The organism is Myxococcota bacterium (genome assembly GCA_040387835.1).
Taxonomy (GTDB): Bacteria; Myxococcota; UBA727; order UBA727; family JABDBI01; genus JAZKCZ01.
On the sequence record JAZKCZ010000001.1, the window covers coordinates 228,864 to 249,193 of the forward strand.

General features: G+C 47.7%; 20 protein-coding genes. 5 read left to right on the top strand and 15 right to left on the bottom strand.

Translation table 11 applies throughout. The features are described 5' to 3' along the window. Positions 1 to 22 precede the first annotated feature (22 nt). Complete coding sequence (locus V4534_01120; GenBank protein MES2503456.1) at positions 23 to 1,135, top strand: hypothetical protein; 1,113 nt, start codon at positions 23 to 25, stop codon at positions 1,133 to 1,135. On the opposite strand, the gene mgtE is transcribed toward V4534_01120, so the two are convergent. The 3 genes from mgtE to V4534_01135 form a co-directional block, all read right to left on the bottom strand. Then, on the bottom strand, positions 1,127 to 2,440 hold the full coding sequence (gene mgtE, locus V4534_01125; GenBank protein ID MES2503457.1) for a magnesium transporter: 1,314 nt from the start codon (positions 2,438 to 2,440) through the stop codon (positions 1,127 to 1,129). The genes V4534_01120 and mgtE overlap by 9 nt on opposite strands. Further along, the gene (glmS, locus tag V4534_01130) at positions 2,433 to 4,268 is read right to left on the bottom strand and encodes a glutamine--fructose-6-phosphate transaminase (isomerizing) (protein MES2503458.1); all 1,836 of its coding nucleotides are present in this window, start codon (positions 4,266 to 4,268) and stop codon (positions 2,433 to 2,435) included. Before glmS ends, mgtE begins: the two co-directional genes overlap by 8 nt. A 78-nt stretch (positions 4,269 to 4,346) precedes the next feature. Then, a complete protein-coding gene (locus V4534_01135) occupies positions 4,347 to 5,054 on the bottom strand; it encodes a DsbA family protein (protein MES2503459.1) in 708 nt (235 codons plus the stop codon). A gap of 116 nt (positions 5,055 to 5,170) precedes the next feature. Between V4534_01135 and V4534_01140 the strand changes: the two genes are divergently transcribed. Continuing rightward, complete coding sequence (locus V4534_01140; protein MES2503460.1) at positions 5,171 to 5,590, top strand: YbjN domain-containing protein; 420 nt, start codon at positions 5,171 to 5,173, stop codon at positions 5,588 to 5,590. Here the strand turns inward: V4534_01140 and trxB are convergent. Genes trxB through V4534_01175 form a run of 7 tightly spaced genes read right to left on the bottom strand, consistent with a single transcriptional unit; the run spans position 5,587 to position 11,251 of the window. Then, positions 5,587 to 6,516: a thioredoxin-disulfide reductase gene (gene trxB / locus V4534_01145; protein MES2503461.1), complete on the bottom strand. Its 930-nt coding sequence runs from the start codon at positions 6,514 to 6,516 to the stop codon at positions 5,587 to 5,589. The genes V4534_01140 and trxB overlap by 4 nt on opposite strands. 18 nt (positions 6,517 to 6,534) lie before the next feature. Continuing rightward, complete coding sequence (gene uvrB, locus V4534_01150) at positions 6,535 to 8,532, bottom strand: excinuclease ABC subunit UvrB (GenBank protein MES2503462.1); 1,998 nt, start codon at positions 8,530 to 8,532, stop codon at positions 6,535 to 6,537. After that, positions 8,510 to 8,908 (bottom strand): hypothetical protein, encoded by a 399-nt coding sequence (locus V4534_01155; protein ID MES2503463.1) that lies wholly within the window; start codon positions 8,906 to 8,908, stop codon positions 8,510 to 8,512. Before V4534_01155 ends, uvrB begins: the two co-directional genes overlap by 23 nt. After that, entirely contained in the window at positions 8,905 to 9,426 is a 522-nt protein-coding gene (def, locus tag V4534_01160) for a peptide deformylase (protein ID MES2503464.1), read from the bottom strand. Before def ends, V4534_01155 begins: the two co-directional genes overlap by 4 nt. Positions 9,427 to 9,475: 49 nt before the next feature. Next, positions 9,476 to 10,126, bottom strand: coding sequence for a YggS family pyridoxal phosphate-dependent enzyme (locus V4534_01165; protein ID MES2503465.1), 651 nt, complete (start codon positions 10,124 to 10,126; stop codon positions 9,476 to 9,478). A 2-nt stretch (positions 10,127 to 10,128) separates the two neighbouring features. After that, a complete protein-coding gene (gene pth, locus V4534_01170) occupies positions 10,129 to 10,614 on the bottom strand; it encodes an aminoacyl-tRNA hydrolase (protein ID MES2503466.1) in 486 nt (161 codons plus the stop codon). A gap of 10 nt (positions 10,615 to 10,624) precedes the next feature. Continuing rightward, entirely contained in the window at positions 10,625 to 11,251 is a 627-nt protein-coding gene (locus V4534_01175; GenBank protein ID MES2503467.1) for a 50S ribosomal protein L25, read from the bottom strand. Positions 11,252 to 11,316: 65 nt separating this feature from the next. On the opposite strand from V4534_01175, the gene V4534_01180 reads away from it, so the two are divergent. Then, a complete protein-coding gene (locus V4534_01180) occupies positions 11,317 to 12,078 on the top strand; it encodes a gamma-glutamyl-gamma-aminobutyrate hydrolase family protein (GenBank protein MES2503468.1) in 762 nt (253 codons plus the stop codon). On the opposite strand, the gene V4534_01185 is transcribed toward V4534_01180, so the two are convergent. The 3 genes from V4534_01185 to V4534_01195 all read right to left on the bottom strand — a co-directional run bounded on the left by V4534_01185 (position 12,067) and on the right by V4534_01195 (position 16,186). Next, positions 12,067 to 13,242 carry an ATP-binding protein gene (locus V4534_01185; protein ID MES2503469.1) on the bottom strand — a complete coding sequence of 392 codons (1,176 nt, stop codon included), beginning with the start codon at positions 13,240 to 13,242 and terminating at the stop codon, positions 12,067 to 12,069. The genes V4534_01180 and V4534_01185 overlap by 12 nt on opposite strands. 97 nt (positions 13,243 to 13,339) lie before the next feature. Next, positions 13,340 to 13,993, bottom strand: coding sequence for a GAF domain-containing protein (locus V4534_01190; protein ID MES2503470.1), 654 nt, complete (start codon positions 13,991 to 13,993; stop codon positions 13,340 to 13,342). Between the two features lie 36 nt (positions 13,994 to 14,029). After that, the gene (locus V4534_01195; protein ID MES2503471.1) at positions 14,030 to 16,186 is read right to left on the bottom strand and encodes an aconitate hydratase; all 2,157 of its coding nucleotides are present in this window, start codon (positions 16,184 to 16,186) and stop codon (positions 14,030 to 14,032) included. 68 nt (positions 16,187 to 16,254) lie between these two features. On the opposite strand from V4534_01195, the gene typA reads away from it, so the two are divergent. Both typA and V4534_01205 read left to right on the top strand, forming a co-directional pair. Continuing rightward, positions 16,255 to 18,081: a translational GTPase TypA gene (gene typA / locus V4534_01200; GenBank protein ID MES2503472.1), complete on the top strand. Its 1,827-nt coding sequence runs from the start codon at positions 16,255 to 16,257 to the stop codon at positions 18,079 to 18,081. Between the two features lie 5 nt (positions 18,082 to 18,086). Continuing rightward, positions 18,087 to 18,347 (top strand): DUF1178 family protein, encoded by a 261-nt coding sequence (locus V4534_01205; GenBank protein MES2503473.1) that lies wholly within the window; start codon positions 18,087 to 18,089, stop codon positions 18,345 to 18,347. Between the two features lie 369 nt (positions 18,348 to 18,716). On the opposite strand, the gene V4534_01210 is transcribed toward V4534_01205, so the two are convergent. Next, a complete protein-coding gene (locus V4534_01210; GenBank protein MES2503474.1) occupies positions 18,717 to 19,541 on the bottom strand; it encodes a pseudouridine synthase in 825 nt (274 codons plus the stop codon). Continuing rightward, positions 19,534 to 20,328, bottom strand: coding sequence for a rhodanese-like domain-containing protein (locus V4534_01215; GenBank protein MES2503475.1), 795 nt, complete (start codon positions 20,326 to 20,328; stop codon positions 19,534 to 19,536). The genes V4534_01210 and V4534_01215 overlap by 8 nt, the downstream gene beginning before the upstream one ends. Positions 20,329 to 20,330 lie beyond the last annotated feature (2 nt).

Here is a 20,330-nt window from a genome sequence, read left to right on the forward strand (position 1 = left end):
ATATATATATACTTAAACTCTTATGATGAGTATGTTTGTAGCTTTTTTAAACGTGGTAAAATTTGGAACATTTATTCTCTCTGTTTGCGGACTTGGCTATTTTAGATACCAGGCCGCTGAAAGGAAAGATGTATCTCAGCTTTCGCTGAAACAGCAGCAAGATAATGAGCTGCTAAAGTTAGAAAAGTTATGGAAAGGTGCACAGGAACGCTTCCCTGATGTGGAACCTCAAGATCTTGAGGAAAAAATTGTGTTAACCACGATGCATCGGTTAGCGCGAGAAGACACTGTTGAAGAGCTTAAAGGCCATTTTGATTTTTATGGAAACTCAAACCTAGAAAATGCAAAGGTGCTGTTATTTGCTGAAAATCATACTAACCCCTTAATTGTTCAAGAGAATTTTCAGCTATTATTAAGCTTGTTGAAGCCGGGCGACATTGTTTTATTTGAGATGCCCTTTGAGAAAATGTCTGTGTATTCAAACTTGGTTTTTAAACTCGCGAGACTGGAATTTCCCTCTTTGCCGCTTGATATGTCCCGTGTTGCAAAGGAAACGAACATTGATGGGTTGCTGGGCGTAACTGGCGCTGGGTGGGACTTGGCTAGAAAGAAGCCAAATTCACTTGAAAAGCATGTCTTGCATTTGAGAATGCATTTTCTCAATTCGGAATTGCGAAATAGAAATGCGGCTTTGCCAAAGATCCTTAGTAAATTAACCTGTAAGCGCGTCTTTGTGATTGCTGGTGCAATGCACTTACCTTTTGCCTATACCTACAAAAGCAGCAAAGAGCTCGCCATTACTGAGTCACTTGATCAGATGCGTAGCGATTTAGACCCATATCCATGGGTGGTGGTTTCTTCGAAAGAATTTACCCGATCTAAGATAGCTCCCCCCACTGTCGACCAAGCAGTTCAAAGTGTTTTGGTTTTTGGCGTGGTAGTATCCGGTTCATTAATCAGCATAGGTTTATTAAGTGCCAAGGCAGGATACCCCCAGATTGGTTTAGCATTTCAAGGTTTCTTGATCGCCTTAATTACAAATGGGGTACGGGGAAATCTCGTAAAGCCTTTAGAGGATATCAAACTGACGCATTTCGATGGGATTTGTCCTGAGCCAGTTGATGGATTAAATTAGCAGTCCGCGAAAGGCTTGTGCGGTGCACATATAGATTAAAATCCCAGTGATATCGTTTAAGGTCGTTACAAAAGGACCGGCGGCAATCGCTGGGTCAATATTGAGCCTACGAAGTAAAGCAGGGGCCAGAACACCCAAGGCTGCAGCGGTGATCATGGCAATAACCATTGATGTTAAAACGATACCGCCCAGAGCATAGTTGTTGTCGCTGAGAAGAAAGGTCGTCACAAAGCCAGCGCAAAAGCCGTAAAAAATGCCCATCACCAGGCCAACCCGGATTTCTTTGAACAGTGCTCTAGGGATATCACTTAAATCCGATTTGCCTGTAGCGAGTCCGCGAATCAAAATTGTAGAAGACTGCGTCCCGACATTGCCGCCCATGGCCATAATTACCGGTAAAAACGCGTAAATCACGGTCATTTGATGGAGCAAAGGCTCAAATAGCTTAAGCAAAGAAGCCGATATCAAGGAGCAGACCAGCGCCACCGCTAACCAAGGCAAACGAATACGTGCTGTCGAGAACACCTGCTCGGGGTAGATTAACTCCTCCGCACTGGTACCAGCCATACGCAACGCATCTTCTTCAGCTTCTTCGGTCAAAACGTCAACAATATCGTCGATAGAAATGCGCCCGATAAGGTGATTTTCATCATCCACCACCGGCAAGGTAAGTAAATCGTATTTTTTAAATAGCTGCGCGACTTCTTTTTGATCGACCAAAGGCCTAACGCAAATAACATCAGGCTTCATCAAGGCCCGAATGCCTAAAGTTGATTTATGAATCAGTAAGTCGGCCAATTCAATGGTGCCCATCAAGCGGTCTTCTTTGTCCACCACCCAGACGGCAAGAACGGGTACGTCTTCTTCAACGAGCTCTCTGACTTTGATAATCGCATCAGAAACCAACGCATTTTCTTGAACTCGTGCGAGCTCCACCTGCATGATACCGCCAGCGGAATCTTCGGGGTAGCCCAGCAAGACTAGAACTTGATGTCTTTTGGGATCGGGCAAACGATAAAGGGTTTCGTAGCGCAGCGGCAAGGGCAGTTTGGCGATAATATCCGCCGCATCATCGGATTCCATCTCGCCGATGATTTCCGCGATTTCTGGGGGTTGTAGCCTGGAAAGCAAGTCCCGCCATTTGGCCTCATCGATTTCCGCTACAACTTCTGCGCGGATTTCTCTGTCTTCGATCAGGCGTAATAGTTTAGGCCATTCGGACAGATCTGTCTGCTCCAGATACTCGGTAATATCCGCAGGGTGGGGCAGAGAGGCAAAATAAGCTTTGAGCTCTAATTCATTCAATGGTCACGCTCTTGGCTAAGTTTCGGGGCTGATCAACATCCAGACCACGCCAGTTAGAAAGATGGTAAGACAGCAGTTGCAGTGGCAAAACAGCAATGGCTGGCAAGAGATGCGCTGGGCATTCAGGGATGGTCAACGCGTACGGATACTGCTGTAAAAGATCACTGTCATTGTCTTGGCAGAGCACGATAATCTGTGCGCCACGAGATTTGACTTCTTCCAAGTTTGATAGAGTCTTTTCATACAAATGGCCACGGACGGCTAAAACGACCACGGGCATTTTTTCATCTATCAAAGCAATCGGGCCGTGTTTCATTTCGCCAGCTGCATAAGCTTCCGCGTGCAAATAGGAGAGTTCTTTGACCTTCAAAGCACCTTCCATGGCGACCACTTGCAAGGTGCCTCGGCCCATAAAGAGCATGTGTTCGCAATGGGATAGCTGCTTGGCCAATGCCTGAATATCCGCTTCATGCTTGAGAACAGACTCGAGCAACATAGGCAGCTCATATAGGCTTTCTAAATGCTTTTCTAAATCGCCGGGGCTAAGTTTGCCGTGCTTTTTACCCGCGCATAGCGCAAGCAAATACAAAGCAACGATTTGAGTCAAGAATGCTTTGGTGCTGGCGACGCTGATTTCGGGGCCAGCGTGGGTATAAAATGTTCCGAAGCTAGCGTCGCAAAGCCTGGGGATGGCCGCGCCAACGACATTACAGATGGCTGCAATATGCGCGTTTTTGGATTTTGCCAGCATCAATGCTGCCAATGTATCTGCCGTTTCTCCGGATTGAGAGATACCGATGACCAAGTGATTATTTAGAATGAGTGGGTTTCGGTACCTGAATTCGCTGGCTAAATCGACTTCTACGGGGATTTGAGCCAACTCTTCTAGGTAGCGCTTGCCGATTAAGGCAGCGTGGTATGAGCTGCCACAGGCAATGAGCGTGATTCGCTGAATATCTTTTAAGCCATCTGCATTAAAGCCATCGAGTGCAAATTCAAGCTCACCAGGCGAAAATCGGCCTCTCAGGGTATCAATAACCGCTTGTGGTTGCTCAAAAATTTCTTTGAGCATGAAATGTTTAAAGCCGCCTTTTTCTGCGGCAGCTGGTGACCAGTCCAAAGTGATTGGTTTGCGCGGCCGCGGGGCGCCTTGCAGGTCGGTGATGGAAACCGAATCCTTCTGAATGACCGCCATTTCGCCATCTTCTAAAACGACGAAGCTTCGGGTGTGGCTTAACACAGCCGGAAAGTCAGATGCTAGAAAGTTTTCGCCATCGCCAAGGCCAACCACCAATGGGCAAGCTTGTTTCACGCCAATGATGGTGTCAGGGGTTTCGCTGTCCAAGATAGCCAAGGCATAGGCACCTTCAACACGCTTTAAAGCGCTGCGGACGGCTCCGACGAAATCACCGGGCATGTCTGTTTTGTAACGCGCGATGAGATGGGCAACGATTTCAGTGTCTGTGTCTGAATTAAAGTGATGACCGAGCTTTTGCAGTTCAACTTTTAAGGCGGTGTGGTTTTCAATAATACCGTTATGGACCAGGGTGATGGTACCAAAGTGATGCGGATGTGCGTTGGTTTCCGTGGGGCGCCCGTGAGATGCCCACCGGGTATGAGCAATACCGATATTCCCTGGACTGCTTTGTTTGGAAAGGGCTGTGCTCAGATTGTGAAGCTTACCAGCTGCCCGCGTAATAAATACTTTGCCGCTATCTAAAGTGGCAATGCCTGCGGAATCGTAGCCCCGATATTCCAGTCTTTTCAAACCTTCAATTAAAATCGGTTCTGCCGTTTGATTTCCAATATATCCGACAATGCCACACATAAGTTCACCAAAATATAAAAAGGGCAAGTTGAAAACAACTTGCCCCTCATGCCATCCCGCTTTGGGCGGCTATAGGCCTTAAATCAAGTTCTTTTCTTTGAGAACGTTCTTAATACCTTGAACGGAGCGTTCACGCAACTCCCATCCACCTACGTAAATCGAAGGTGTGCCGCGGACTTGAGCTTGGTTAGTACCTAGGTCCATATCAGCTTTGATTTGTTCTTCGTACTTACCATCGTTGTTTTTAAGAGCGAGTTCATACTTAGGCATGCTGAGACCAATTTCCTTAGCCCATTTGCTGAAGTTTTCTGGGGTCAGGTTTTGTTGGTTGTTGAAGATTTTTTCCATCATAGCCCAGAACTTGTCATCACCTTGCTCTTTAGCGGCCAAAGCGGCTTTCGCTGCTGGCTTAGCGTTTTGGTGGAAAGACAATGGGTAGTTCTTGAATACGATGTTTACTTTTTCTTTCAATTCAGGGTCTTTAACGGCTTCTCTCAAAAGCTCATCTGCACCTTTGCAGAATGGACATTGGCCATCGCTAAATACCACGATGCTAACTTTGGCATCTTTTTTGCCAAGCACAGGGCTTTGGCCGACTGGCAATTGATAGGCTTTTTCTTGAGCCGGTGGCATTTCAGGTCTAGCAGCCATGGCTGGCTTCTTTTCTAGTTCTTCTACGCGTTTTTCAAGAGCATTGAGGCGATCGTCTGTCATTTTGTTCGCGCAACCTGCCGTGATCAAGAGACCGAGCGCTGCCAAGCTCAAAGTTCCAAGCTGTTTTTTCATAATTCCTAAACTCTCCTTATGGAGGCCCAAAAAAGCCTTCCCTGATTGGTTACCAAAAAGCCAATTTACCTGCAACGAAAAATTGCGAAAAGTTCTCGAAGTTCCTACATACCTTGATGACATTCAATGAATTGACAGAATTTTTAGACAATTTGGGCTGGCCGCATCAGGCAATGACTGATTCGGTAGCAAAAAGTCTTTATTCTGGCTCATTTGGACCGACAAAGGTCTTATTTCATGTCAATCCAGCGGGACTGCGCATTGCCATCAATCCTGTGCTCGAAAAACCTTCAGAAACAGGTGCTTGGGGTAAATCGGTTGCTCAGCTGGTGAAAAAGCTGAATCAAGAGAGCGCGAATATTCGCATTGGTTTAGACAGTGAAGGCGATATCTATGTGAAATTGGATCTGCCCAAACAACAGTTGAGCTTTGATCAATTCGTCTATGTTTTGGTTAATTTTTGCCAAGTATCTGATCAATTGACGGTGCCCGTGCTTCAAGCCCAGGCATATGACCATCAAACCGCGGTTGCCTAATGGCCTTCGCTTTCTAAAAACCTTTCACAATCAATGGCGGCCTGACAGCCTGAACCCGCAGCGGTAATTGCCTGGCGATAGATCGAATCTTGCAGATCGCCACAGGCAAAGACACCTGGGATTTCAGTTTTGGCACTTTGGGCCAGGGTCTGGATGTAGCCTTGCGGATCTAATTTGAGCTGACCTTTGATAAGCGAGTTATTAGGCTCATGGCCGATTGCTACAAAGAGACCTTGAACGCTAATGGTTTTGTTCTTTAATCGAAGCCCGCTGAGTGAATTGTTGGTCGTAAGTAATTCTTGAACTTCTTCTTCTAACTCAAAGGAAATCTTAGGGTTTTTCTCAGCTCGCTCGATCATGATCTTGCTGGCTCTAAACTCGTTTCTGCGGTGAATGAGTGTCACGGATTTTGCAAATCGAGTCAAAAACTGCGCTTCTTCCATGGCAGTATCCCCACCACCAACAACCGCAACGTCCATGCCTTTATAAAAGGCCCCATCACAAGTGGCACATGCTGAAACCCCTGCGCCTTTGGCGGCTAGCTCTTTTTCATTTGGCAGGCCAATCCATTTGGCGTTGGCCCCCATCGCAAGGATTACGGTTTGGGCATGAATCACGTCACCGTTTTCAGATGTCACTTTGAACGGCCTACTGGATAGATCGAGCTCAGTGACGTTTTCCATGCGGGTTTCGCTGCCAAATCGCACGGCCTGTTCTTTGAATAACGCCATTAATTGAGGGCCCATGATCCCTTTGGGAAATCCGGGGAAGTTCTCGACATCCGAAGTTATCATCAGTTGCCCACCTGGCAAATTGGGGGCAGAGCCTTCAAATACCAAGGGTGCTAAAGTGGCGCGAGCTGCGTAAAGCGCTGCGGTCCAGCCCGCAGGGCCAGAGCCGATGATGACAGTTTTTTGAATGGGCATGTTAAGGCTTTAAGCCGTTTAAGACGGTTTTTCAAGCCCATTGAGCAGCTCTTGCTCTAAAGCTTTGATCTCATCTCTTAAAACAGCGGCATGTTCGAAATTCATCTGCTTAGCAGCAGCCTGCATGTCAGCTTTTGCTTTTTTAATGCGTTTTTCGATCTTGTCAGGTGCTAAGCCAGAGGGTTTTACCTTGGCTTCTTCTTCAACCATGAAGTGCTCTGAGAGCTGAGCAATGGCCTTTTGAATGCCTATAGGCGTGATGCCGTGCTCCTGGTTATACGCTTCTTGTTTCTCGCGGCGCCTTTTGGTTTCGGATATGGCTTTGGCCATGGAATCCGTCATGCGGTCCCCGTATAAAATCGCTTTGCCATTAACATGACGCGCAGCTCTGCCGATGGTTTGGATAAGGCCGGTGGCGGATCTCAAAAATCCTTCTTTGTCAGCGTCTAAGATCGCCACCAGGGATACTTCGGGTAAATCCAGGCCCTCTCTCAGTAAGTTAATGCCGACCAAAACATTGTAATCTCCAGCTCTAAGCTGTCTTAAGATTTCAGTGCGCTCCAAGGTGTCAATATCGCTGTGCAGGTATTTGGCTTTGATGCCGACATCTTTTAGGTAATCGCTCAAATCTTCAGACAGCCTTTTGGTGAGTGTGGTGATCAATACTCGCTCGCCCGCTTCCACTCTAAGCTTAACTTCTTTGATGACGTCATCAACTTGGTTGCCTACAGGCCTGACTTCGACAATCGGATCGAGCAGTCCAGTCGGTCTGATAAGCTGCTCAGCAACAAACGGATCGCTTAAACCAAGCTCATATTGAGCAGGCGTCGCGGATACATAGATAACTTGGTTGGTTAAAGCGTTGAACTCTTGAAACTTAAGGGGCCTGTTATCCATGGCAGACGGCATGCGGAAACCGTGGCTGACCAGAGTGGTCTTGCGGGAGCGATCGCCTTCGTACATAGCACCCAATTGGGGAATGGTCTGATGGGACTCATCGATAAAGAGCAAAAAATCTCTTTGGAAGTAGTCCAATAGCGTAGGAGGCGGCTCGCCGGCACCTCTACCTGTCAGGTAGCGAGAGTAATTCTCGATGCCTTTACACATGCCAATGGTTTCGAGCATTTCCAGATCGAAGGTGGTGCGTTGTTCCAGGCGTTGTGCTTCCAAAATCAGGTTTTCGGAGCGCAGCTTTTGCAGTTGAAGTTGTAGTTCGCTCCGAATCAGCTTCATGGCTTTACGTGTGCGAATCTCGGGTGTGGCATAATGGCTGGCTGGCCAGAAGGTGACTTCTTGGACATTCTCCAGGACTTTGCCTCTTAAGGGATCGACCAGCGTAATTGACTCGATTTCGTCCCCGAAGAAAGCGATGCGGTAGGCGTGCTCGTCTTCGGTTGGCGGAAAGACTTCGACTGTATCTCCGCGTACCCGAAATGTACCGCGGGTGAACGCGATGTCGTTACGTTCGTACTGGCTTTCGATGAGCTGTCTTAAGAACGAGTCTCTGGATTGCTTACGGCCAACGGCCGCAAAGACAGTCATTTCTTCGTAGCTTTCTTTGCTTCCGATACCGTAAATGCAGCTGACAGACGCAACGACAATGACGTCATCGCGTTCCAGTAAAGACGTTGTAGCTCTATGGCGCATCTTATCGATAGTTTCGTTGATGGCACTGTCTTTTTCGATGTAAGTATCGGTCGAAGGTACGTAGGCCTCTGGCTGATAGTAGTCATAGTAGCTGACAAAATATTCGACCGCATTGTCTGGAAAAAATTGCTTAAATTCCTGGTAAAGCTGGGCTACCAGAGTTTTATTGTGAGCCAATACCAGAGTAGGTTTTTGCACCTGGGCAATAATATTCGCCATGGTGAAGGTTTTGCCAGAGCCGGTGACGCCTAACAAAGTTTGGTGCTTGTGGTTTTCTTTAATACCACGGCTTAATGCCTGAATCGCTTTGGGCTGATCCCCGGTTGGCTTGAAATCGGCGGCTAATTTAAAGGGCGACCTTAAACGCATAATCCCTCGGACGCTCGCAGGAGGTGTCGGAGCATAGTTGCATTTTAAATATACCATGAACTGGGCCATGGCCGTTTTTAAGTTTGGCTTTCACTTCGAATGAATCGCTGATGAGATGTCTGGCATCCCCCTGCGGGATGCTGGCTGGAGAAGCGAGTTCCCAGTTGTTTGTTTTATCGATTTGCAGCTCTACTGGCCTGCCCACAGGCTCTCCAGGTGCGTAGGCATGCTTACCTGAGGGGAGCTTCACCAAAACGGTCAGCTCACTGGCGGTTGGGTTAAAGCGGTATTCAAGTAAAGAGTCTGACGTTGCTGCCGATTTGCAGCCGGATAAAGCAAGCAGGCTTAATAAAGCGGTGCAGGCGAGGGTTTTCATGAATTTGCCTGAAGCTTAAGCATTTTCTTGCGAACCATGTCTTTTTTGAGCGAGCTTTGATAATCGATCCAGAGTTTGCCATCCAAATGGTCGGCTTCGTGTTGAAAACACCCGGACAGATAATCGAATGCTTCACGCTCTTGCTGCACGCCGTTAATATCTAAATATCGCATAACAACGCGATAAGAACGCTTTACTTTGCCGCGCTCACCTGGAATGGAAAGGCAGCCTTCTTCCCAGGTAAACTCGCCTTCGCGAAAGATGAATTCTGGGTTGATAAAGGCCTCGGCTCCATTCGTGCCATTGCCGTCATTATGCTCGGGCGGAATATCAGCCATAAAAATACGCAGCGGCACCCCGATCTGCGGTGCAGCAAGACCAGCGCTGTTGCCGATCTCTTCCATTGTATCAATCATATCCTGAACCAAGGCCTTGATGGATTCGTCCACCTTCTCCACGGGCTTGGATATCTGAAGCAACTCTGGATCAGGCCAGATACGGATTCTTCGTGCTGTCATATGCCTATTTAATGTATCGGATTTGAGTGCCTTGGGCAAGGGAGGCTGACTATGACCTTTTGCTGAACAAAGCGGAGCCTATCCGCACCCAGGTCGCGCCATGCATAATGGCTTCTTCGTAATCCTCGCTCATTCCCATGGAGAGCTCTGGCCATTGCGAAGTCTGCAGCGCCTGCATTTGCGCAAACCAATAAGCAGGCGGATGGGGCGTTCCCAAAGGTAGGATAGCCATGAAGCCTTTAAGATCGAGCCTGGGTATGGACGCTATCGCATCTGCCATCTGTGCTAATTGCGAAACGGGCACACCACCGCGGTGAGGCTCTCCGCTTAGGTTTACTTGCAGCAAAACAGGCAGTCTAGAATGAGGCGTGTGTTTAGCTAAAAGCTCAGCGTGTTTTAAGTTGGCTAAGCTGTGAACCATGTCCGCTTGAGCGATTAACCTGATCTTGTTACTCTGAATCTGGCCAATAAAATGCCATCTAATATCTTTAAGTCTTTCTTTAAGTATATGTAGCTTAGCATCTAATTCTTCAGCATAATTTTCTCCAAAATCACGCTGACCAAGAGTGTAAAGGGCTTCGATTTTTTGGATTGGCTGGTTTTTAGATACCGCGAGCAATTTTACGCTGGTTAACGATCTTTGTGACTTTTGACAGGCCGCTTTAATTTGCTCGATGATGCGTTCCAAATCGTTTGGCATATCTAATTCTGAATCAATTTGATGGCTTGAGCAATCAAATCGGGCAGGGAGGCTTCTTCTTCTTTGGAGAAGTTTGACAGCACGTAGTCCGCGACCTGGCCTTTGTGCTCGGGCCGGCTAATGCCTATGCGGATTCGGCTAAATTCAGCTCCTAGGACCCTGGTGATGTCTCTCAGGCCGTTATGACCTGCGTGACCGCCGCCTTTTTTTTGGCGGACAGTGCCAAAGGATAGGTCTAGTTCATCATGTATGACTAAAATATCTTCGGGCTTGATTTTATGAAAGCTTGCAGCGGCTAAGACTGAATCGCCGGATTTATTCATAAAAGTTTGAGGCTTAAGATAAATAAACTGGCTGTCTTTGGCGTACAGGCCCGAAAAGCCTTTTTGAAAATTAAGGCCTAGAAAATCCAATACGCGAAAACCGACGTTGTGCCTGTTCTTCGCGTATATGTCGCCCGGGTTGCCGAGCCCCACGATGAGTTTCATGGGTTATGTATTAAGCAGCAGCAGGTGCGCCAGCTGGAGCAGCGCCAGCAGCAGGTGTTGCAGCGGCATCTTTGTCAGCGCGTGGCATTTTGATGGTGACGATTGGTTCAGAACCATCGATCGCCAATTCAACGCCTTGAGGCAGCTTTAAAAAGCTTGCTAAGGTTGAGCCAAAGTCCAGTTCAGTAATGTCCAAATCCAATTTAACTGGGATTTCAGCAGGCAAAACATTCACTGGAATCAAGTGATGTACTTGTTCCAACTGACCACCAGCAACCACGGCTTGGCTTTTACCGAACACGTTCAAAGGAACCATCGCTTTCACTGGAACTTTAGGATCGATTTCAATGAAATCGATGTGCGTCAAGTTACGGCGAACCGGATCAATCTGCAAATCGCGAACCATAACGGTTTTTTGCGATTGGCCTTCAAGGTTCAAGTGGATTAAAATATTGCGTTTCAAAGGGCTCAAAAGCATCTTCGAAGTCACTTTGGGATCAATAGCAACGCCTAAGGTTTGAACACCTTTTCCATAGACCACGCCGGGAATTTGGCCAGCTTGGCGCAAACGGCGGGCAGGGCCTTTGCCATGAGAGTCGCGGATGGATCCGATAAGTTCATTGATGGGATTGGACATAAGGCGGTTCTATAGCAGTTTGGGATTCAATGACAAGAGGGCGTTTTTATTCTAAAATACTTCTTATGAGTAACTCTAAGGCGCCAGTTGTGGGCATTACCACTGTTCAAACTTCGATTAACTCCGGAGATTTTCACAAACCGGTGGTTTTGGTTAATCAAGCTTATGTGAATTTGGTCGCGGATTTTGGTGCCATACCGGTCTTAGTTACTGAAAATGAAGCGATTGTGGAGCGCTTAGACGCCTTGCTGATTATTGGCGGCCAAGACATGGATCCGGCATTTTGGCATGCGAAGCAGGAAGTCGATTATCAAGCGATACCGGGCGTCGGTAAACGATTTTGCAGGCCACTGGATTACGCGCCTAACAGGAAAAGAGACCAGTTCGAGCTGGCTTTATATCAAGCGGCTAAAAGCAAAAAAATCCCGATTTTTGGGATTTGTAGAGGCCTTCAGCTAATTAATATTGCTGAAGGTGGAACGCTACATCAAGAGCTGCCCGAGTCGAATATTCAGCATGAAACCGGACCCGATGGCACGACGCAATGTCACTTTATTAATATTGATCCAAATTCATATGCCCATGAGTTGATGCAGGTCACAAGTTACACGATGTCATCCCGGCATCATCAAGGCATTGATCGGTTGGCTAAGAATCTTAAAGCCACCGCGTGGTCCGAAGACGGCCTTATAGAAATGATTGAACAAGTAGATTCCGAAAACTGGATGATGGCGGTTCAAGGCCATATTGAAACCACCCGGGTCAATTTTCCGCTTTATGACAGATTGATGGAAGCGTTTATTGAGCGCGCTCGCTTAACCCACTAGCAGTGGAGTTTCCTGCCATGGAATGGCTGTGACCCGTTTAGAGATTTGATAGGCTCTTTCAGTTCGGCAAATAATGTAGCCTTTTGAACTGCTGGGATATTCATCCAAGAAGACTTCCAAATGTTTGGCGTCTTTTTCGGTTGGCGCAGATGAATATTTCACCTCAATAGGTGTGTAGCTGTTGTTTTGTGTGATAATCCAGTCGACTTCCGGGCCATCTGGGTCCCGCCAGAACTGAATCTTTGTAGGTGTGTCTGCAAATCTTGCGCAGCGAATTAGCTCGAGGCCTACCCATTGCTCGAACAAATGCCCCAGATGCTTATCCGGCAGGGCGGTGCCCTCTTTGGCTGCTGCTCTGCGCATACCCAGATCGAAGAACAAAAATTTATCAGAACGAGTCAGTTTTTTCCTGGTCTTTGAAACCATTAATGGCTCAATGCGCTCTAAAATTAAGCAGTCTTGCAGAACCTGATAATAAGAGGCGATGGTTGAATTGGCGACGTTGATTTCGGACGATAGCTTGTTGAAGTTTAGAATATGGCCGGATTCGGAAGCGGCAAGTTCTAAAAAGCGTGAAAAGTGGGAAAGGTTTCGAACCACAGCTTCCGAACGGATTTCGTCTTCTAAATAAGTCTCGACATAAGAAGTTAAGTCGAGATTTTGATCGATAAGGTTTGTTTGAAGCACGATGCCTGGCATGCTCCCATAAAGCAGGAGCTGTTCTAGATTTTGCTTGCCCATGGGAGTTTCTTGAAGTGTGAGAGGGTCCAAGTGAAATACCGCGACTCGTCCAGGCAATAAGTTGGCCTTTTGCTTTCTAAGCTTTCTTGCTGAAGAGCCGGTTAATATGAACTGAGCGATGCCAGAATCATGTAAATCCTGCGCGATATCCAATAGCTCGGGAACTTTCTGTACCTCATCGATAAAAACCAGAAGCTTTTTTTGTTCTCTGGCGCGCAGCTCTAGGATTTCTTTCTCTAAAAGGCCGGGATCTTTCTCGTAGCGCTGCCTTAACGCAGGTTTTATGAGTGAAAGCGAAAGATCGGATGGTATGGCCTTAATTAATGTGGTTTTTCCTACCTGGCGGGCGCCAAGCAGCAAGATGCTTTTGCCGCGAGCTAACGCCCTTTCGATTTGCGGATATATTTGTCTCTGTATAAGCATTTATATTGGCATAATTGCCGAAAATTAAGCGCGAGTCAACAATATTCGCCGAAAACGGAGCGTTAATCTTCAATATTCGCCGAAAATTGAGCTTAGGCTAGCTTTTGCCGTAATTTTTTGCGCAATTAGGACACATGGCATGGCTAACTGGCACAGATTTGGACACGTAATCGGCTAATGGAGTCCAGGAACTATCTGGATTTCGAATACTTCTGCACCACGCGCACATGGGAAGTAAGTTTTCGAGAGCATTTAACTCCTTAAGCAACCGGCGATGCTCAAGATGGGTAACCACCGCTTTTTGAAGGACATTGAGCGCGTTCATTTGAAGCGGCGTCAACTTTTTAGGACGTGTATCCACCACGCATAGCGAGCCTAAAGCTGCGCCATTCTCCACGATTAAAGGCGCGCCAGCGTAAAAGCGGATGCCTGGATTGGTTGCGACATAAGGATTGTCTGAGAATCTTGAATCTTTTTGTGCATCTTCAACCAACAAGATATCTTTTTGCAGAATGGTATGCGCGCAAAATGTGACATCCCGATCTGATTCTGTTTGATCTAAGCCTACTTTGGAAACGAGCCAGCCTTTATGCTCACCCAGCAAAGTGATGGTGCTCATGGGCGTATCGCAGATCGCGGCAGCGAGCTGAGTAAAGGCATCCAAAGTTGCATCTGAGTCCAGCCCCAAGATTTGGTATTCTTGGAGCGTTTTTAAACGTTCAGCTTCGTTGGCGGGCAAAGGGGCTTTCATGGACTAAGCATAGCACTTTGACAGGGGTCGAGTGGTTTAGTGCCCTACGTAATTCAGAGCCGAGCCCGCTTTAAACCACTTGATCTGCTCTTCAGACATCGTGTGTTTGCAAGGAATTGGAACGTCATTTATTAACACTTCCACTTCTTTGCCGGGGCTTAAATTAGCTAAGCCTCGGATGCTGATTTTATCCGATTCACCGATTCTTTCATAATCAGCCGGATTGACAAAGGTCAGCGGCAAGATGCCGTGTTTTTTGAGGTTCGCTTCATGGATACGAGCGAAGCTTCGGGTGATAATGACTTTGCAGCCTAGGTATCTGGGCTGCATGGCGGCATGTTCACGGCTGGAGCCTTCGCCGAAATTTTCATCTCCGATGACGCACCAATCTTGACCGGCATCCTTATATCTCCGGGCTTGTTCGGGGAAAGCGCCGAGGGAGCCTTTGCCGGCTTCTCCGCTGAATGCGTTGATGGCGCCAATATAGGTATTATTAGATATTTTATCTAAATGTCCTCGGAACTGAAGCCATTGGCCAGCTGGGGAGATATGGTCCGTGGTGCATTTCCCCTTGGTTTTGAGCAGAATCGGAAGGCTTAGGAAATCTTGACCGCTCCATCGTGGGAAAGGCATGAGTAGCGCTAGGCGTCCCGATTCGGGTGATACTTTGACTTCGATGCTCGAGCCATCAGCTACAGGGGCGATAAACCCCGAACGATTGACCTGAAAGCCTTGACTCGGCAGTTGGTCGCCTGTGGGGACCGGAAGACCTTTAGTCGGATCAACATCCAGCGATCCGGCAATGGCAAATGCTGTGACAATCTCAGGACTTGCTAAGAAGGAGAGGGTGGCCGCGTTACCATCATTTCGACCAGGAAAGTTCCGGTTGTAAGAGCTGATGATAGAGTTGACTTGTCCGCGCTGGATGCTGGGGCGATTCCATTGACCAATACAAGGGCCGCAAGCGTTGGCTAAAACCACGCCTCCAAATGCTTCTAGAGTATGAAGCTGACCGTCTCGTGCAATGGTCGCTTGAACGGTTTCACTGCCTGGAGTGATGTAAAACGGGATATTTGCTTTGACGCCACCTTTGGTTGCAGCTTTGGCAATGGACGCCGCTCGGTCAATATCTTCGTAAGAGCTGTTGGTGCAGCTGCCGATCAACGCGGCGGTGGGAACGGCCGGGTAGCCTTCGGTTTGAACGGCTTTGATAAACTCGGATAGGGGCCTTGATAAATCTGGGCTGTGAGGGCCGACCACATGAGGCTCCAAGGTATTCAAATCGATTTCTACCACTCGGTCGAAGTATTTTTCGGGATCCGAGAGCACTTCGGGGTCTGCTTGTAGGTGGTCTTTTTCCAAATCAGCTTGGTCTGCCACTTGAGCTCTGCCGGTGGCTCTTAAATAGGCTGACATTGCGGAGTCGTAAGGAAATACGGAAGTTGTTGCGCCATGCTCTGCGCCCATGTTGCAGATGGTGCCTTTGCCAGTGGCAGAGATGCTTTCACAGCCATCACCAAAGAACTCGACAATATGGCCTGTGCCGCCCTTGACGGTTAAGATGCCCATAAGTTTCAAAATAACATCTTTGGGAGATGCCCAGCCTTGCAGTTTGCCGGTAAGCTTGACCCCTATAACGCCTGGCCAGTTCATGTTGAAGGCTTGGCCGGTCATGACATCTACGGCATCTGCGCCGCCTACACCGATGGCGATCATGCCTAGGCCGCCTGCATTGGGGGTGTGGGAGTCCGTGCCGAGCATCATCCCGCCTGGAAAGGCGTAGTTTTCTAAGACGACTTGATGGATAATTCCAGAGCCAGGCTTCCAAAAATCAATGCCGTATTTTTGGCTGGAGGAGCTTAAAAATTCATAAACTTCGAAATTGGATTTGAACGCTGCGGGAAGGTCCGTTTCAGCTCCTTTTTCAGCCTGGATTAAATGGTCGCAATGAACACTGCTGGGCACTTGGACTCTGGGCTGGCCAGCGGTCATGAACTGCAATACTGCCATTTGAGCGGTAGCATCTTGCATGGCTACGCGATCTGGGTAGAAATTAGCGTAAGAATACCTGCGCTTTAAAGGCGCGCCATCTTCATCGCATACCTTTTTCATGTGAGAAGCTAAGATTTTCTCAGCGAAGGTAAGTGAGCGTCCAAATGCTTGTCGAGCGTCAGCAATTTTTTGTGCATCCATGACGCCGATGCCTACCAAGAACCGGGCCGATTGCCAAGCGTATCAAATATGTATATAAACCCCGGACAATGCTTACAACGACTCCTGACAAAATTCGCAATGTGGCGATCATTGCTCACATTGACCATGGCAAAACCACTCTTTTAGACGGCCTATTGGCTCAGTCTTCGGTATTTAGAGACAACCAAGTCCTTCCTGAAAGGATGATGGATTCTTACGACCAAGAGCGTGAGCGTGGGATTACCATTTTCGCTAAGCACTGCTCGGTGGAATTTGGTGAATACAAAATCAATATTATTGATACGCCAGGCCATGCTGATTTCTCAGGAGAAGTGGAACGCGTTTTGGATATGGTTAACTCCGTGCTCCTACTGGTAGATGCACGCGAAGGCCCTATGCCGCAGACTCGCTATGTGCTTAGCCAAGCATTGAAGCGTGGTCTAAAGCCTTTGGTCATTATTAATAAAATTGACAGACCGCATGCCGATCCAGATCGCGTTTTGGGTGAGACTTTCGATTTGTTCGTGGAACTGTCTGCGAATGATGAGCAGCTGGAATTCCCGTATATCTACGCTTCGGGTCTGTCCGGTTATGCATGTAAGCATTTGGATGATCCTAAAGAAAACCTAGCGCCGTTGCTGCAAATGATTGTGGACAAAGTGGACGCCCCTGTTGGATCCATTGACGCACCTTTCTTGATGCAGGTTGCTACCGCGCCTTACGATGAATATTTGGGCCGAGGCGCTTGCGGCCGTATTTTGAACGGTAAGGTCAAAAAAGGCACAGCTGTCACGCAGATTGACGTTGAAGGCAAAGAAACGACTGTTCGTTTGACCAGAGTCAAAGGCTATTTTGGTATGCAGCAGGTTGACCTTGAAGAGGCCAGTGCTGGTGATATCGTTAATCTTTACGGCATTCAGGAAGTCATGATCGGGGATACGCTTTGCGATCCGGACCATCTTTCCCAAATGCCGGCTCTAAAGGTTGCTGAACCGACCATTTCGATCGATTTCATGGTGAACTCTGGCCCCTTTGCAGGCAAAGATGGCAAGCATGTGACCATGAACAAGATTAGAGACAGGCTGCTCAAGGAAAAGAAGGCGAATATTACGCTTCGGATCGAAGAGTTGCCTGGTTCTCTAGATAGCGTTCGTGTCTCGGGCCGAGGCGAGCTGCATCTTGCCGTGTTAATCGAAGCGATGCGCCGCGAAAGCTATGAGTTTTGTATTTCAAAGCCCAAAGTTGTGACCAAAATGGTTGATGGGGTTTTGCATGAAGCTTCTGAAAAAGCTTACATCGAAGTACCTGAAGAGTGCTCTGGTGCGGTTATCGATGCATTGGCCAAACGTAAAGGCGAAATGCAAAACTTCGATACCGATGAGCACAAAATTACTCGCATGGAGTTTTTGATTCCAACACGTGGTTTGATGGGCTTTAGGCATGACTTTTTGACCATGACTCGCGGCGAAGGCATTTTGACCAACATGTTCGAAAGCTTTGTGCCATGGAAAGGTGAGCTTCCGAAGCGTAAAAACGGGGTTATGATTGCTAACACCCAGGGTCGCGTAACACCTTATGCTTCGTTCTCATTGCAAGATCGCGGTGTGTTGTTTGTGTATCCGAACGAAGATGCTTACGAAGGCATGATCGTTGGTGAGCACTGCCGTGATAACGATATCCCGGTAAATATCTCTCGCGAAAAAGCATTAACCAACATGCGCGCTTCGGGTAAAGATGAAAACGTTATCTTGACCCCACCGAAGCGAATGACTTTGGAGCAGGCGATCGACTATATCGAAGATGATGAATTGGTTGAGATTACACCTAATCATTTCAGATTCAGAAAAATTCATTTGAAAGAAAATGACCGAAAGCGAGCTCCAAAGAATAGTTAACGCTTATGTATACCGTAGAGCTCGAATGTGAATCGGGCCACTCTTTCGAAGGGTGGTACGACTGCGCAGATGATTACGAAGCCTGTCTCACACAGGGAAACCTTTCTTGTCCCATGTGTGATTCAGAATTCATCATGCGCAGATCCTCCGCCAAAAGCCCCTCAGGCAAAGCCCTCATGAACCTGGCCCGCCAGCTAAAATCAGATGAACTCACCGGCAACGGCGATTTGATCGGCGGCCAGTATTTCAAAATATACTTGGACTGAAATACGCTTTCTCTTCAGGTTGTTTGAGTTAAACTTATGCCAGTCTCATCCCTATGGATAACTTTATTGGTTTGTATTCTGTCTTTACAGGCATCAGCTTGGGGGACTCTAATACTTGTTCGAAATGTTCCGCATTGTTGGTCCGTTAAGGAGTTGAATACGCTCTTTGTTTCCCGTTTTAAGGCTGAGTTTGTTGAGGTAATCGGAATCGAGGAAACTGAGAGATTTGCTCACGTGCGAGTCCAATTTTCTTTAGCATCTAGTTTTAACTGGAAGCAGCTGTATTTGCCTCCGTCCTGCGCCTCAGGTAGCGAGCATAAGCCAATTGAGTTCGCTTCTATGGAAGCACATTGGGGGATTGATCGGCGGTTATGGTTCGCGGGGGCTGAAGAAGAACGTCGCTTCGAAGGTCCTAGAAGAAATTTCTAGTTTGGATGCGTGTAAATGCAAAACTGGATGCCCCAAATTTCGCAGATGAATTCGGATTTGATTGGTTCGGCCGGTAACTGGTTTTGCCAATACAAGAGCTCTATTTTCAAAGCGTTGCAGACAGCTTAAGACGGTAAGGGCGGATTGCCCTGTTGGATACCTACGTGAAATAATGGGCGTTTCGCATTTAAGTTGGTCCCAAGAAGGCACACCTTCAACCAGAGCCAAATATTCTTTTTGAACCGAACGGTCGGTAAATTGCTCGGTTAGCGCTCTGGCAGCCTCGGGTGTTTTCGCCAAGATTAAGATGCCGGTTGTTTCGGCGTCTAGCCGATGAACCAGATGAAGGTTAAGCTCTGGCCAGGCTCTTTTGGCGATTTCAGTCAGAGTGTGAAATTTGTAACGCCCACATGGGTGCACGGGCAGGGGTGCTGGTTTGTCTAATACCAACATTTGGTCATCTTCATGGATGATTTTAATATTGGCATTGATTGGGGGTTCGGGCGCTTCCATGAGCTCATGGTAGAGAATGTCACCAGAGCGTAAGATGTCGTCTGGACCAACAGGGCCGTTTTGATGGCAGATGCGGGCTGAACGGGTTGCTTCTTCCCAATAGGCACGGTCTCTAGAGGGGATCTTGCGGACCAAAAAATCCAGGCAGGTTTCGCCTGGGATGAGACCCCGCATCTTAATGGGACGCCGATTTAGGTAGGGCTTCGTTTGCTCTAGTGCTTTGGCCGCCTCAAGAAACCGTTTCTCAAGCATAGGATTTAGCGGGGCATCGAGGGCATTTAGCTCTGGGATGCTCTAAAACGGCTTGGCAGTCCCAACAAAGTCCATGGCCTGTTGGCTCGAGCTCTGCATTAAGGGCAACTCTTTTATCGAAAACGAAACAGTCGCCTTGGTAATGCTCGCTGCCGCATTCTTCAAAATATTTTAAAATGCCGCCATCGAGTTGCTGGACGTTTTCAAACCCGAGCATGTTCATGAAGGGCGCGGCTTTTTCACAGCGAATGCCACCTGTGCAGACGGTTACGATTGGCTTTGTGCGCCACTCTGGCAGCTTTTCTTCGATGCCTTGGATGAAGTCTTTAAACGTATGCATGTTTAAATGCTGCGTATTCTTGAAAGCACCGACTTCGATTTCGAACTCATTGCGGGTGTCTAGCAAGATAAAGTCTTTGTCACTGTCATACCAAGCTTTAAGCTCTTTAGCAGAAATACGCCCCGCTTGGGTATGCAAAGGATTGGCTTTTTCAACGCCAAACGCGATTGTTTCCTTCTTCAGCCGAACTAGCATCCGAGTGAAAGGCTGCGTGGCCGACCAGCTTTCTTTAGCGGTTAGATCGCCTAGGCCTGGAAGTTTCTTGATAAGCGTAAGCAGCTCTCGGACAGATAACTCTTCGCCTGCCACAAATAGGTTAATGCCTTCGGGGGCGAGCAGGATGGTGCCTTTTAGTGAACGCTCAGTTGCAAAAGTTAGCAATTCGGACTGCAAAGCTTCGCGGTTATTTAAATGAGCAAATTGATAAGCAGCAATGTTCAGAAACATAT